Source organism: Marinitoga sp. 1155, from assembly GCF_001021175.1.
Classification (GTDB): domain Bacteria; phylum Thermotogota; class Thermotogae; order Petrotogales; family Petrotogaceae; genus Marinitoga.
On sequence record NZ_AZAX01000045.1, the window covers coordinates 66,455 to 80,714 of the forward strand.

Annotated in this window: 17 protein-coding genes; 16 read left to right on the forward strand and 1 reads right to left on the reverse strand. The window is 28.0% G+C overall.

Translation table 11 applies throughout. From position 1 onward, the window contains the following. Window positions 1–20: 20 nt before the first annotated feature. Window positions 21–353, reverse strand: a complete 333-nt coding sequence (locus X274_RS10215; protein ID WP_052913293.1) for an STAS domain-containing protein — start codon at window positions 351–353, stop codon at window positions 21–23. A 226-nt stretch (window positions 354–579) separates the two neighbouring features. On the opposite strand from X274_RS10215, the gene X274_RS10220 reads away from it, so the two are divergent. The 16 genes from X274_RS10220 to X274_RS10295 all read left to right on the forward strand — a co-directional run bounded on the left by X274_RS10220 (window position 580) and on the right by X274_RS10295 (window position 13,890). Further along, complete coding sequence (locus tag X274_RS10220) at window positions 580–1,020, forward strand: hypothetical protein (RefSeq protein WP_047266731.1); 441 nt, start codon at window positions 580–582, stop codon at window positions 1,018–1,020. 1 nt (window position 1,021) lies between these two features. Then, window positions 1,022–1,966 (forward strand): hypothetical protein, encoded by a 945-nt coding sequence (locus X274_RS10225; protein ID WP_047266732.1) that lies wholly within the window; start codon window positions 1,022–1,024, stop codon window positions 1,964–1,966. Window positions 1,967–2,194: 228 nt separating this feature from the next. Further along, entirely contained in the window at window positions 2,195–2,395 is a 201-nt protein-coding gene (locus X274_RS12265; protein ID WP_442914805.1) for an AAA family ATPase, read from the forward strand. Between the two features lie 361 nt (window positions 2,396–2,756). Then, window positions 2,757–3,491, forward strand: coding sequence for a flagellar hook-basal body protein (locus tag X274_RS10235; RefSeq protein WP_047266734.1), 735 nt, complete (start codon window positions 2,757–2,759; stop codon window positions 3,489–3,491). Window positions 3,492–3,522: 31 nt separating this feature from the next. Beyond that, entirely contained in the window at window positions 3,523–4,308 is a 786-nt protein-coding gene (flgG, locus tag X274_RS10240; RefSeq protein WP_047266735.1) for a flagellar basal-body rod protein FlgG, read from the forward strand. Window positions 4,309–4,322: 14 nt separating this feature from the next. After that, on the forward strand, window positions 4,323–5,123 hold the full coding sequence (locus X274_RS10245; RefSeq protein ID WP_047266736.1) for a mechanosensitive ion channel family protein: 801 nt from the start codon (window positions 4,323–4,325) through the stop codon (window positions 5,121–5,123). A 505-nt stretch (window positions 5,124–5,628) separates the two neighbouring features. Next, a complete protein-coding gene (locus tag X274_RS10250) occupies window positions 5,629–5,919 on the forward strand; it encodes a DUF5320 family protein (RefSeq protein ID WP_156166200.1) in 291 nt (96 codons plus the stop codon). Then, the gene (locus X274_RS10255) at window positions 5,919–6,158 is read left to right on the forward strand and encodes a DUF5320 domain-containing protein (protein WP_047266737.1); all 240 of its coding nucleotides are present in this window, start codon (window positions 5,919–5,921) and stop codon (window positions 6,156–6,158) included. The genes X274_RS10250 and X274_RS10255 overlap by 1 nt, the downstream gene beginning before the upstream one ends. 118 nt (window positions 6,159–6,276) lie before the next feature. Then, window positions 6,277–7,125, forward strand: coding sequence for an ATP-binding protein (locus X274_RS10260; RefSeq protein ID WP_047266738.1), 849 nt, complete (start codon window positions 6,277–6,279; stop codon window positions 7,123–7,125). Beyond that, entirely contained in the window at window positions 7,122–7,994 is an 873-nt protein-coding gene (locus X274_RS10265) for an ATP-binding protein (protein WP_047266739.1), read from the forward strand. Before X274_RS10260 ends, X274_RS10265 begins: the two co-directional genes overlap by 4 nt. 17 nt (window positions 7,995–8,011) lie before the next feature. Next, window positions 8,012–8,356, forward strand: coding sequence for a NifB/NifX family molybdenum-iron cluster-binding protein (locus X274_RS10270; protein WP_047266740.1), 345 nt, complete (start codon window positions 8,012–8,014; stop codon window positions 8,354–8,356). Between the two features lie 12 nt (window positions 8,357–8,368). Beyond that, window positions 8,369–8,701: a NifB/NifX family molybdenum-iron cluster-binding protein gene (locus X274_RS10275; RefSeq protein WP_047266741.1), complete on the forward strand. Its 333-nt coding sequence runs from the start codon at window positions 8,369–8,371 to the stop codon at window positions 8,699–8,701. Window positions 8,702–8,719: 18 nt separating this feature from the next. Further along, window positions 8,720–8,983 (forward strand): 4Fe-4S binding protein, encoded by a 264-nt coding sequence (locus X274_RS10280; protein ID WP_047266742.1) that lies wholly within the window; start codon window positions 8,720–8,722, stop codon window positions 8,981–8,983. A 22-nt stretch (window positions 8,984–9,005) separates the two neighbouring features. Further along, window positions 9,006–10,868 (forward strand): NAD(P)/FAD-dependent oxidoreductase, encoded by a 1,863-nt coding sequence (locus X274_RS10285; protein ID WP_052913294.1) that lies wholly within the window; start codon window positions 9,006–9,008, stop codon window positions 10,866–10,868. Between the two features lie 202 nt (window positions 10,869–11,070). Then, a complete protein-coding gene (locus X274_RS10290) occupies window positions 11,071–12,717 on the forward strand; it encodes a C45 family autoproteolytic acyltransferase/hydolase (RefSeq protein WP_047266743.1) in 1,647 nt (548 codons plus the stop codon). A gap of 249 nt (window positions 12,718–12,966) precedes the next feature. Continuing rightward, the gene (locus X274_RS10295) at window positions 12,967–13,890 is read left to right on the forward strand and encodes a hypothetical protein (RefSeq protein ID WP_047266744.1); all 924 of its coding nucleotides are present in this window, start codon (window positions 12,967–12,969) and stop codon (window positions 13,888–13,890) included. Window positions 13,891–14,260: the final 370 nt, after the last annotated feature.

Genomic DNA, 14,260 nt, shown 5'->3' on the forward strand with positions numbered 1-14,260 from the left:
ATATGGGCATTATGCCCATATTATTTTACTTCTTCAAGAGTATCTAATATCTTAACAATTTTATCAAGTTTTGTCATTTCAAAAATTTTTCTTACCTGTGGCTGTAAACCAACAAGAATTAATTCTTTTTTCAAATTTCTCGATTCTTTCAATAAACTCACAACCGCACCAAGACCTGCACTGTCGATATATGAGACTAAAGACATATCTATCACATATTTAGTATGAGATAAACTTACAAGTTTTTCCTTTGTTTTTTGCTTAAACGTTGCTGAATGATAAGCATCAATTTCTCCTTCAACCTTAATCAAATAGAAATTATCCTTTTCAGAAAAATCAACTGTAAAATCCATTATAACACCTCCATTTTATCTTCAACTTTTTATAAATTATACCATATTTTTTTATTATATTCAAAAAATAAAAAAATACAAATTATTTTGTAATCCCAATCAACTAATAAAAAATAAAATTTTATTTTAATTTTTTTTATATCAATATTGATTTTTTTTAAAAAATATGGTATATTATTAATATAAATGAAAGTATATATATAAATTTTTATAGAGGGGGAGTTCTATGAAAATATTATCCTTGATCTTTATATTAACAGGAATGGTAATTATTTTATCGGTTTTTCTTGGATATTCTTTAACATTTTGGAAAACTGTAAAATTTATTCTGGGGTGTGGATTTATATATGCAGGTTTTAACCCCGAGCAAACAGTAAAAATAAAAAAAGGAAATAAAGAAATCTTGTTGCAGGGTAAAGATGCTGAAAAAGCAATAGATGATATTTTAGAAATACAGGAAGGATTGATATTTAAATTTATGAAAAAGTTCCATAATAATTTTAGACTGAAAAGTTTAATTTTTGGCTTAATTACTGGAATAATATTGATATTGGATAGTTTAAATTTAATAAGTACAAATTTAAATTTTTGGGAGATAATATTATTAATAATAGGTGCAGGCTTAATATCCTCTGGGATTTCAAAAATTTTTTTAAGGGGGAAATAAGATGATATCAGGAATTGTTTATGTTTTGATGGGCATAATAATACTTACAACACTTATTTTGAAAATATCCTTTACTATTAGTACAATAATAGAAATTATATTAGCAACAATATTTATTTTTGATGGTTTAAAATTATTAAAAAAAATAAAAAGTGAAAATCTTGGAAACTTGATTTTTGGTATTATTCTAATTTTTGATTTGTTTAATTTATTTAATTTCAAACCCTCTGTTGGAGAATTGGTGTTATTATATATAGGTACACAATTATTAGCATCGGGTATGGTTGAATTATTTTTTAGAGATCTGGCATTTAAAATATCAAAAAATAAAATCAATCATGATGAAAAAATTTTTGAATTAAAAAATAATAATTATAATTTCAACTTTAATTTTGATTTTGATTGGAATAAGTGTAATATTACTACACATGACGAAGATAATATAAAAATAAAAAGTACATATAATAAATCAATATTTAACCAAAAAATACATATGGAAAATACCAAATTTGATTTTAAAGAAAAATTACGAATTAACTCAATAAATATCCCTGAAAGAGCGGAGAATAAAATATATATATCCAATAATATAAAAGCTAATTTTGATATTCAAATAAGCGTTTGTGATTTGCTTATGGATTTCTATGAAATAAAAGCACAATATGTAAGAATAAATTCTAAAGCATCAAATATTCATTTAATTCCCTCGTCAAAAACAGATTCAACCATTGATATGAATATACAGGTAAGTAATCTTACAATAGAGATACCTGTTGATACTTTTGTAATAATTAATTTTATAGGAGATTTAACAGTAAAAGAGTTAAATAATTTCATACAAAAAGACGATTCCACACTTGTATCAAATAATTTTGAAAAAGCTAAATATACATGCAAAATAAATATATCTTCTGAAATGTCAAAAATTTCCGCATTCATAGATTAATTTTCGGTCTATTACGGTGTTACACGCTGACAACAAGTTTTTGGATTAAAAAATTGGATTTTTTAAAATTAAAAAACACCCTTTTCTTATTTTTTGTCCAAACCTTGTAGAGGGTGAATACGTATAGAAATAAAAAACGATCACTATAAATATGCATTTGATGATTTAATAATAGAATTATCCAAAAAAGGAAAAGTAGTAATATTAATAGATGAATATGAAAAACCTATATTGAATACTATAAATAACAAAGAAATGGCAGAAAAATATAGAAATGTGTTAAGAAATTTTTATGTAGCAATAAAATCAAAAGATGAATACATAAAATTTGTATTCATAACAGGAATCACAAAATTCATAAAAACCGGAGTATTCTCTGCACTTAACAATTTAAATGATATATCTCCTCTGGATACAGACTATTCGTAAATGCTTGGATATACTCAAGAAGAACTCGATATTTTAAAGACTATATAGAACAAACAGCAAAAAAGTTTAATGTCTCAAGAGAACAATTACTAAAAGAAATGAAAAAATACTATAATGGATTCTCACAAAAATCCCCGTTTTCGGGGATTTTGTTATAAGAATTTATCAATAATCTCATCAATCAAATTTCTTTCATCATCCTCAAAAGAAAAATAACCAAGAGCTACATGTTTATGACTAAAGCCATATTTTGTTAATAATTTCCATATCATCTTCTTTTCTAAATTTTCGAATACAATTTAGGAAATATGTACAAATAAAAAGAATTATATTAATGAATATCTTCGCAGGAGGCGATTATATGACCAGAGGACTTTATTTTTCTACTATGGGTATGCTTGCTAATATGGCACAACTTGATAATATATCAAATAATTTATCTAATGCTGATACTACAGGATATAAAAAAGACGAAATAACCTTTAAAGCATATCTTGAAAAAGAATTCAGAAATTATAATTCAACTGACTTCAACAAAGGTAGACATATTGGGTATATGGAAACCGCATTAATTTCAGATGAAACAAAACCAATAATGTCTCAGGGGAAAATCGAAGAAACAAATAATCCTCTGGATTTTGCAATATTTGGAGATGGATTTTTTAAAATAGAAAGGAATTCTAAGGTCTTTTACTCCAGAAATGGTGAATTTAAAAGAAATCAGGAAGGATTTTTAATAACCTCAGATGGTGACTATGTACTTGATATAAACAATAAACGTATTCAAATTCCTGAAAAGTTTAATGTTGATGAAAAGGGAAATATATATAATGGAAACCAGTTAACAGGCCAGAAAATTGCTGTAGTTAATCTTAAAAACCCTTCTAAATTCGGAATAAATCTCTTTACTGGTAATGAAATATCATCTGAAAATTATAAAATAATGCAGGGTGGTCTGGAAAAATCAAACGTGGATACGTTAAAGGAAATGATAAATTTAATAAATGCTAATAGAGCATTTAATATATTAGAAAAATCCGTTCAAACTCAGGATTTAATGACTGGCAAGATCATAGAAAGCGCTCAAAGAATATAATCAATAATATAATTTCAAGGAGGAAAAAAATATGTTAGTATCCCTTTATTCTGCATCAACTGGAATGATAGCACAGCAAAGAAGACTCGACACTATTTCTAATAATTTATCAAACGTAGACACGACAGGTTATAAGGCTCAAAGGATTGAGTTTCAGGATTTGTTATATACACCTATAAAAGAAGCTGGAACTCCAACAGCTCAAAACTCAACATTGCCAACAGGTGAGTATGTAGGTCATGGAGTTAGAGTAGCCGCAACAAATAGAATATTCACACAAGGTAATATAGAACAAACTGGTGGAACTTTTGATCTTGCAATAATGGGCGACGGATTCTTTCAGATGCAATTGCAGGATGGTAGAATTGCATATACAAGAGATGGCTCATTTAAAGTAGATGCTAATGGAAGATTAGTTAATTCAAATGGATTATTATTGGTTCCAAATATAACATTACCAACAAATGCTGAAAGTGTAAATATTTCACCAGATGGTATAGTAAGTGCAAAGCTCCCAGACGGAACAATACAAAATGTTGGTAATATTACCCTTGTCAGGTTTGTAAATCCAGCAGGATTAAAAGCTATAGGAAATAATTTATATCTGTCCACTCCAGCATCTGGTGTAGCTACTGAAGGCATTCCGAATCAGGATGGGTATGGTTCAATTGAACAGGGATCATTAGAAAAATCCAATGTGGATGTTGTTAAAGAAATGGTCAATATGATCGTCGCACAAAGAACATATGATCTCAATGCAAGAGCAGTACAGACAGCAGATGATTTCTTAAGAACAATTGGAACATTGAAAAGATAATAGAGGTTAAAAATATGAACATAGATATGAATATAATTGTTGATTATTCTTTGAGAATAGGTATAAGCATAATCGTTTTAATATTAACTAAATTTTTCTCTAAAATAACATACAAATCGATGATGAAAATAACTGAAAAAACAGGAAGATCAATAGCATACAAAAATACATCAAAAGTCTTAATAAATATATTCTATTACACGCTTGGAGGATTCATTATTTTATCTTTATTATTTAAGGATTTTATGCCATTTTTAACAGGGCTTGGAATATCTGGAGTTATCGTAGCATTTGCGATACAGGAACCGTTGTCTAATTTTATTTGTGGAATCCTTTTGATGTTTTCAAAAACAATAAAAGAAGGAGATGCAATTGAGGTAAATGGCATTTCTGGAAGCGTTGATCAAATAGATTTGAATCATACAGTTATAAAAACTTTTGATGGAAAACTCGTAAGAATACCAAATAAAACTATGTGGAACAGTTCAATAACAAACTATTGGCCATCAAATATCAGAAGAAGTGAGATTAATCTTGGAGTTTCTTATAATACTGATTTAACGAAATTTTTTGGATTGATAAATGAATATTTAAAAACATCACATTTAATTTACCAAGATAATGATCATAAGCCTTTTATCTGGTTTTCAGGATTCAACGATTCTTCTATAGACTTTTCCATAAAATTCTGGTTAAAGAAAGATGATTATTTTGAAGGCACTAAAAAAATCGCTACAGAAATATTTGAATTATTAAAACTAAATAATATTGAAATACCTTTTACACAGATAGACATAAATATAAAAAGGGGCTAAAATCCCCTTTTTATATTATATTAATTCTATTATACGAAGTAAAATTTTTTATTGTTAGCATTATAAATGCTTTTATATAAATTTACTATTGTAATAAAATGAGGCTGAAATTTTCAGCCTCATTTATTTTTAGAGTTGTTTAAAAGTTTAATATCTACAATACCTAGGTTGTCTAAAAAGTCTCAAATGAAATGAAGGCTCGAAGATTGCCCTTAAAATTATGAATGTAAGCCGTCAAAAAAAACAGGACGTTTTTTTGAGTGAAGCTTTTTCATGGATGAAAAATCTGAACGACGGCTGAGAATGAATAATTTTAAGGATAAGCAATCGAGCTGCCTGAGTGAATTTGACTTTTTAGACATCGTATCTGCAATACCATATAATTATTGAAAATAAAAAAAATGTTACAATAATTTCATCTAAACAGTTGACATATATATGTATTATGTATATAATAAAAGTAGACGTATATATAAAAAACATATAGAAAACGGAGGTGAATGACATGGCATATTATGATGATAATTATGGATACGGAAGAGGATTCGGTAGAGGAATGGGACATGGTTATGGTATGGGAAGAAGAATGGGAGCAGGATTTGGAAGAGGTTTTGGTAGGGGACGTGGTTTTGGTAGAGGCTTTGAATATGGCGCAGGAAATTATGACGAATATTACAGGCCATCAGATGAAAAAGCTATGTTATTAGATTATAAGAGATATCTTGAAGAAGAAATGCGTTTTGTCGAAGAAAGATTAAGAGAACTTGATAGATATTCTCAAGGGGGTGAAAGGTGATGCCAGGCTTTGATGGAACAGGCCCAATGGGAACAGGACCAGTCGGAAGAAGATTGGGGCCATGTGCAAATCCAGGATATATTGCTCCAGTTTCACCAGTATATAGATGGGTGAGACCTTTTAATAATGCATTTTATGGATTCAGAAGAGGTTTTGGCATGGGACGCGGTTTTGGTAGAGGTTTTGCCGCCGGATATGGTAGAGGTTTTGGTAGGGGACACGGAAGAAATTGGTGGTAAAAATATTTTAATCGAGGGTTGGTTTCCAACCCTCTTTTATAAGTATTTAATATAATATATCATTTTTGTATATATAGTGGTATAATATATATGAATAATTGAACAGGAGGAAAAAAACGTGAAAATTACTATATTAAGTGGAAAAGGCGGAACAGGTAAAACAACTGTCTCTACCAATTTAGCATACACGCTATCAAAAATATACAATGTTCAGTTATTAGATGTTGATGTTGAAGAACCAAATGATCACTTGTTTTTTGATATAAACTTTGAAAAAGAGGAAAGTGTAGATATTTTATTACCTATAGTTGATAATAACGCATGTATAAAATGCGGGGAATGTGCTAAAGCGTGTCAGTTTGGTGCTATTTCTGTATTTCCAACAGGAACAATGGTATTTGAAAGCCTATGTCACGGTTGTGGAGCATGTGCTATGGTTTGCCCTGTAAATGCTATTAAAGAAGAACCTAAAAGTATAGGTAAAATAAAATTAGGAAAAATAAATGAAAATTTAAAATTTGGAATGGGTCTTTTAAATATAGGGGAACCTTCAGGTGTAAGGATTATAAGACAATTAAAAAAGCATATAGATAGATCTGCAGATATTGTATTAATCGATTCACAACCTGGAACATCTTGTCCTGTGGTGGAAAGCTTAAGAAACACAGATTTTGCTATCTTAGTGACGGAACCAACAACATTTGGCCTACATGATTTAGCACTTGCTGTAAATTTAGTAAAAGAAATGGGCATACCTGCAGGCATTGTTGTAAATAGAGATACAGGCAAAACAAATATGATAGATGAATATTCTAAAAAAGAAAATATTCCTATAATATTAAAAATACCTTTTGATAGAAATATAGCAAAATTATATTCAGAAGGAAAAATATTCTCTCAGTATTTACCAGAATGGGAAGAAAAGTTCAAAAAGGCTTTTGAAACCATAAAGGGGATGATTATATGAAGCAATTAGTTATAGTCAGCGGAAAAGGTGGAACAGGTAAAACAACTTTAAGTTCTTCCTTTGGAGCTCTATTAAATAACGCAGTCCTTGCTGATTGTGATGTTGATGCTGCTAATTTGAATCTAATGTTCAATGGTGAATTAAAAGAAAAATATGATTATTATGGTGGAAAAAAAGCTATAATAGATCAAAATAAATGCGATAAATGTGGTATTTGTAAAAATATCTGCCGATTTGAAGCTATAACCTTTGAGAATGGTATATATGATGTAGATCCATATGCATGTGAAGGCTGTAATGCATGTGTTATAGCTTGTCCTCAAAATGCTATAAAACTAGAAACTGCATTATCTGGAGAATATTATTATTCATCACTTAATGATGAAAAAGATATTGTTCATGCTAATTTAAACCCCGGAGAAGAAACCTCTGGTGGATTAGTAGCAGAAGTTAGAAAATTAGCCATGAATAAAGCCCAGGAAAAAAATAAAGATATTGTATTAATCGATGGCGCTCCTGGTATTGGATGTCCTGCAACTTCATCTATAACAGCAACAGATTATGTTGTTATAGTAACCGAACCAACAACGTCAGGATTACATGACTTAAAAAGAATTGTAGAAACAGTAAGACATTTTAGAAGAGATTTTGGTGTTGTAATTAATAAATATGATTTAAACTCTGTTGTAAGTAAAGAAATAATAAATTACTGTATAAGCGATGGAATTGAAGTACTCGGTGAAATCCCTTTTGACGAAACAGTTGAAAAATCAAACTTAGAAATAAATCCTGTTGTTAATTATGAAAATAGTTCAGCTGCAAAAGCAATTAAAGATATATTCAATAAAGTAATGAAAAAATTAAAATAAATTATGGAGGTGTTATTATGAAATTGGCAATACCATCACAAGGAAAAACATTAGATTCATTAAGCAACGATAGGTTTGCAAGAGCCGAACTTTTTGTAATTTATGATTTAGAAAAAAACGAAATTGTGGAAATAGTAGAAAACACAGCAAATGAAGCACACGGCATGGGGCCAAAAGTATCACAAATGTTAGCAGAAAAAGGTGTTAATATATTAATATTGGAAAGTGTTGGGAAAAATGCCTTCGAAGTTTTAAAAGCTGCGGGAATAGAAGTATATTTAACAAAAAAAGATACATTAGCTAACATAATTGAAAATTATAAGAATGGAAAATTAGAAAAAGTGGAAAGTGCAACACATTAAGGAGTTGAGATAATGAAAATAGCATTTGGCACAAAAGATGGAATACATATAAATGATGAACACTTTGGACATTCTGAAATATATGTTGTATATGATTATGACGGAAACGAATTTAAAAAAATAGAAGAAATTAAAAACCCTTATGCAGAAACTCATTTACATGCAAAGGCAGAAGAAATAAAAGAATTTTTAGGTCATTGCAAAGTCTGGGTAGGTAATTCAATGGGAAAAGGCTCCATGATAAAGCTCGACAAATGGGGATACAAACCATTAATAGTTGAATCAAAAACAGTTGAAGACGCATTAGAAGAAGTTAGATATATGTTAGCTGGAGAAGTAGAATAATCTCCTGGAGGTGATAACATGCCATGGATAAAAGAAAATGAATGTATAAAATGTAAAATATGTTTAAATGTATGTCCTGTTGAAGGAGCAATAACTTTAAAAGATGATGGTTATCCATATATAAATAATGATATTTGTACAAGATGCGGATTATGTATGGAAAAATGTCCTAAAAATGCTATAAGACCAAACTCTGAAAACCCAGCAATGCGTGGTATGGGTAGAGGAAGAGGAATGGGTCGCGGAATGGGTAGAGGATTAGGAAGAAATAGGGGATTTTAAAAACGAAAAGGGGTGATTTTTCTTGAAATTTGGAAATTTTGAAACGAAAAATCATATATTTATGGCTCCAGTAAAAACAGCTTTAGCTACACCAAAAACAGGATTTATTACAGACGAACAAATAGCATACTACGAAAGAAAAGCAAAAGGTGGAGTTGGTACAATTATCTTAGAACCAATAGCGGTTTTATCTTCAGGTAAAGAACACCCGAAACAAACTATGTTAAATACAGATGAACACATAACAGGATTGAAAAAATTAACTAACGCACTTCATAAACACGAAACAAAATTAATTGTACATCTTAATCACGCTGGAAGAGCTGCAAACCCAAAAGCATCAGGTGAAGTTTTATCATCATCATCAATCAAATGCCCTTCTACAGGTCAAATTCCAAAAGAATTATCAGAATATGAAATAAAAAATATAATCGATGCATTTAAAGAAAACGCATTAAGAGCTCAAAAAGCAGGTGTTGATGGAATCGAGATTCAATTTGGACACGGATATATAGTTCATCAATTTTATTCTGAAAGACTGAACAAAAGGGATGATGAATACGGTAAAAATAGATTCAAATTTGTCAGAGAACTCTTATCTTCTATAACATCAGAACTCGAAATCCCTTTGTTTATCAGAATTTCCGGAAGTGAGTTTGTGGAAAATGGAATAACAAATGAGGATTTAAAAACAATATTTGCTCTAGCAGAAGAATTTAATGTTTCTGCAATTCATGTTGGGTGGGGAAATGCATGTGATTCAGCTCCATGGTATTATAATCATATGTCATTACCAACAGATATAATGGATAAAAAGTTAATGGAAATAAGAGAATTAACTTCATTGCCATTAATAGCCGCAGGTAGAATGCATAAAAATGAAAGATACAAAAAATTAGTGAAAGATAAAATAGTAGATGGTGTAGTCTTTGGAAGACAATTAATTATTGATCCAGACTTTCCAAATAAAATATTATCAAATTCTGATGATTATTTAAGATGTGGTAGTTGCTTACAAGGATGTCTTGGAAATGTAAAAGCAGGAAAACCAATAGGTTGTATAGCAAATCCAGAATTACATAAAGAATTTATTGTTAACATTGAAAATAAGAAGAAAATAGCAATAGTTGGAGCAGGTCCTGCAGGATTATTTGCTGGCTTATACTTAAAGAAAAAAGGTTACGATATAACTATCTTTGAAAAAAATGCATATTTAGGTGGTCAATGGGTATTAGCATATAAATCTCCTGGAAAAATGTCCATGAAGGATACATTAGATGATTTAATAAAAAAAGCAGAAAAAGAATTAACCATAAAAACAAATACAAAAGTTACAGCAGAAACTTTTAAAAACAGGTCTTTTGATGCAATTATTGTGGCAACTGGTGCAAACCCATTTATCCCTCCTATTAAAGGATTAGAAAATTACATTACTGGCTTTGATTTCTTTGAAGGAAAAGAAATAAATGGTGAGAGGGTATTAATAATTGGCGGAGGTTTAATAGGATTAGAAGTTGCTGAAGCATTAGTTAAAGAAAACAAGAAAGTTACTGTTGTTGAGGCGTTAGATGAAGTTGGAAGAGGAATGGAAATAGTGGCAAGCAAATTATTTAAGAAAAATTATGCTCCAAAAATATCTATTTATACAAAAACTATGGTAAAAGAAATTAAAGGGAAAGAAGTATTCGTTCAAACCAAAGAAGAAGAAGTTTCTTTAGGTGAATTTGATGATATTGTAATTACGGCAGGCACAAAACCAGATAATAAACTATATGAAGAATTATCAAAAGAATTAGATAATGTATATTTAATAGGAGACGCATTAAAAGTTGGACAAATAATAGACGCAACAACTGAAGGCTTTGAATTAGCGATGAAAATATAATTAAAATAATTAATCTCCTGCTTCATGCGGGAGATTTTTTATATTAAGGGGTAATCCATACATTTTCGAATTATTTAAACATTTTACTAAAAATTAATATTATTTTTATTGCATGACAAAAATGTTGTTTGTTATAATATTATTTGTAAAATAACTATAATACATACAAATTTTCCATAATCATAATGAAAGGTGAAATTAAATGAAAAAAATTTTATATCTTCTATCTATAATTTTTCTTATAGCAATATTTTTTCTAATATATCTTTTTATACCTTTAAATTATAAAACTGAAAATATAAATAATAAAAATTATAGGTTGAAAAAGGTTGGAAACATAAAAATAGTTTATTTATCCGGAACACCATCAGAAGTTGGTTATCATCATGGTCTTGCATTGAAGAACGAAATAAATAAAATGAAAAATTATCTTGAAGAAGAAATGAGGAATAGGAATTTTTTTGAAAAAATTATAATAAGATATACAATGAAAAATTATTTTAGAAATACACCTTCAAAATATAAAGAAGAAATGGCGGCTGTTGCCAGAGCAAGTAATGTAGATCTAGACACAATTTTTTTATTAAATATATACGATGAAATTTTCAACCTATATGGTTGTACCAATATTGCAGTGTGGGGTGAAAAAACTGTTAATAATGAAATAATTCATGGCAGAAATCTTGATTATTTTCTTTCAAATAAACTTTGGGATCAAAATGTTCTATTTGTCTATAATATAAATGATGGAAATAATTTTGTTTCATTAACATGGCCTGGAATAGTTGGAGTATTATCTGGAATTAATGAAAAAGGAATAAGCCTTGGTTCTATGACTTCTGAATCTGATTATCAAAGTTCAAAGGGTATTTCTACGGGAATTCTGTATAGAATAATTATGGAAAATGCCGAAAATATATCAGATGTTGAAAATATATTGAGAAAAAATAAAAGAACAATAGGAAATAATTTGATGGTTTCAAGTAGAAAAGATAATAAAGCTGTAGTGTTTGAATTTGATTCAAAAAATTTTGAAAAAATTGAAAGTAGAGAAATGCTTGTTTCAACGAATCATTTTACAGCATTGAAAAATAAAAAAGGAGATTATTCTGGTTCAATATCAAGAAAAATTATTGCAGAAAAATATTTAGATAATAAGCAAAATATTTCATCGAACAATATTGTGGAGATTATGAGAAGCATGGATACAGGTGATTTTGGTAATCAATCAATATGTAGATCTGACACAGTTCACAGCGTGATTTTTTTACCGAAAATCGGAGAAATCTATATTGCTGCAAATGATGGAATATATGCATCATGTGGAAGATACTTCCATTTTTCATTTAGAGGAGGCAAATTAAAATTTATTGATTATATAGATTATTCTAATAAATATTTTAATCTATTAAGAAGCTTTTTTTACTATAAATATCAGGTAAAAGAATTGGATAATAAAAAAATTATGTATTATATAGAATCATTTACGAAAAATAGAAAACTTGATGATATAGATATAATCAATATTATTAGGTTCTATAAAAGTATAGATTTAAAAGAAAAAACATATGAGTATATTGATAAATTAAAAATACAATTTGAAAATCAACAACAAAAAGTAGAAGAAATGAATAAAAATATTGATTCAGCGGATAGATATTTTGCTATTAATCATTATGAAGCCAGTTTATACGCATTAATTGAAGGATATAGAATAATTGAAGATAGGGAAAATCTTAAGAAATATTGTGAAATAGGTATAAATGATGGAATTGGTGGTGAATCAAATGACTGGTATGAAATGAAATTCAGAGAATATTATAAGGAATATTTCTTACAAAATATATAATAAATGAATGATATGAAAAATTGTATTAGATGTGGTTTTCGTTTTTTATCAAGTAAAATTAGAAAGAGTCTTATTTGAACAGTTCAAAGTTGGGAGAAACATCATGGGAGTATGTAACTGGAAAAGAAAATAGAAGTTACAGATAGAACTAAATATAAATTAGTGAAATTACTAAAATTGAATTAAAAGGATTATAATACATATTCACCCTAAGGATATTTAGGATGAATTAAAGATAGGAGGAAAAAAATGAAAAAGAAAAATATATTAGTATCTATTGTACTTATGATATTTATTTCAGTATTTGCTGATTATAATATCTTAATTCCTGGTGCAAATGAATTTGTTAAAACCATAAAAGTGGAAAATTATAAATTAAAATATTTATATTTAAAGGAATTCGAAGAATATTTGAACATTGATAATTTAAAAATTGGCAGAGAAGGGTCTATTATAACATTTGATAACACTATAAAAAGGAACTTTTATATTGCAAACTTAAATAATTTAAATAAATGGAAAGCTTTTGAAATTGAAAATTTACCAATTCCTTCTTATATATCAGACTTTCCATTTACAATAAATAATAATTCAATTATTGTTTTTTATAATAATTATGAAAAAAAAGAAAAAATAGAATTGAAAATTTTCAATTACATGATATCAGATAAAAAATTAAATTTAATAAAAACATATTTAAACCTTTCATCTCCAAATTTGTATAATACAAACCTCAGTAACAATTTTTTAGTATATGTCTTGGAAAATAAAAATACCAGTAATGTTGAACTTCATATTTTAGATATAAAGAGTCAAAAAGATATTTTGATAAAAAATGTGATTGGAAATCCTAAATTAGATATAAATACAAAAGGAGATGTGATTTTTACAGAAGGTATATACATTGAGTATTATAATAGCAAAGATAAAACGATAAAAGAAATAGAATTTGACAAATTATATCCAGAAATAATAATGGATGAACCATATTTCGTAACTTTTTTGAACGAAAAGGATATTGCAATATATAGTAATGAAAAATTAGTGATATTTGATATCGAAAAGTGGAGTATAAAGGAGGTTATATATGATATACCAGAAAATATTGTTGGTTTAACAGGTTTAAGCGATGGAAGCATTTTAATAAATATTTATGATTATAAAGGTGAATAATATACAAATAAGAGGAATATACGTTCAAAACACATTGAAATTAGCAGAAGAGATTGGTATTTTAGATGAGATATATCAAAAATAGAATTAGAGATATAGTTATATGTTAAGTTGGAAGTTATAAAATCAAAAAAGTTCGAAGGGTAGGAGAGAATGAAAAAACGGTAAGAGTGTATATTTTAATAATTTTTATTAGTCTTTTTTTATATCATGTACTAAGATAGAAAAACTCGATGGAACTGTTATAACTAAAGAAAATCTTGATATAAAAGATTCTCCAAATTATAATAAACTTTCAAAATTATGTTTAATAGCAAAGGAAAATTATTTAAATTACATAAATGGTGGGATATATAATGTTTGGTATGAA

Coding starts and splice junctions, on each gene's coding strand:
- X274_RS10215 (WP_052913293.1), bottom strand. CDS start 353: ATGGATTTTACAGTTGATTTTTCTGAAAAGGATAATTTCTATTTGATT.
- X274_RS10220 (WP_047266731.1), top strand. CDS start 580: ATGAAAATATTATCCTTGATCTTTATATTAACAGGAATGGTAATTATT.
- X274_RS10225 (WP_047266732.1), top strand. CDS start 1,022: ATGATATCAGGAATTGTTTATGTTTTGATGGGCATAATAATACTTACA.
- X274_RS10235 (WP_047266734.1), top strand. CDS start 2,757: ATGACCAGAGGACTTTATTTTTCTACTATGGGTATGCTTGCTAATATG.
- flgG (WP_047266735.1), top strand. CDS start 3,523: ATGTTAGTATCCCTTTATTCTGCATCAACTGGAATGATAGCACAGCAA.
- X274_RS10245 (WP_047266736.1), top strand. CDS start 4,323: ATGAACATAGATATGAATATAATTGTTGATTATTCTTTGAGAATAGGT.
- X274_RS10250 (WP_156166200.1), top strand. CDS start 5,629: ATGGCATATTATGATGATAATTATGGATACGGAAGAGGATTCGGTAGA.
- X274_RS10255 (WP_047266737.1), top strand. CDS start 5,919: ATGCCAGGCTTTGATGGAACAGGCCCAATGGGAACAGGACCAGTCGGA.
- X274_RS10265 (WP_047266739.1), top strand. CDS start 7,122: ATGAAGCAATTAGTTATAGTCAGCGGAAAAGGTGGAACAGGTAAAACA.
- X274_RS10270 (WP_047266740.1), top strand. CDS start 8,012: ATGAAATTGGCAATACCATCACAAGGAAAAACATTAGATTCATTAAGC.
- X274_RS10275 (WP_047266741.1), top strand. CDS start 8,369: ATGAAAATAGCATTTGGCACAAAAGATGGAATACATATAAATGATGAA.
- X274_RS10280 (WP_047266742.1), top strand. CDS start 8,720: ATGCCATGGATAAAAGAAAATGAATGTATAAAATGTAAAATATGTTTA.
- X274_RS10290 (WP_047266743.1), top strand. CDS start 11,071: ATGAAAAAAATTTTATATCTTCTATCTATAATTTTTCTTATAGCAATA.
- X274_RS10295 (WP_047266744.1), top strand. CDS start 12,967: ATGAAAAAGAAAAATATATTAGTATCTATTGTACTTATGATATTTATT.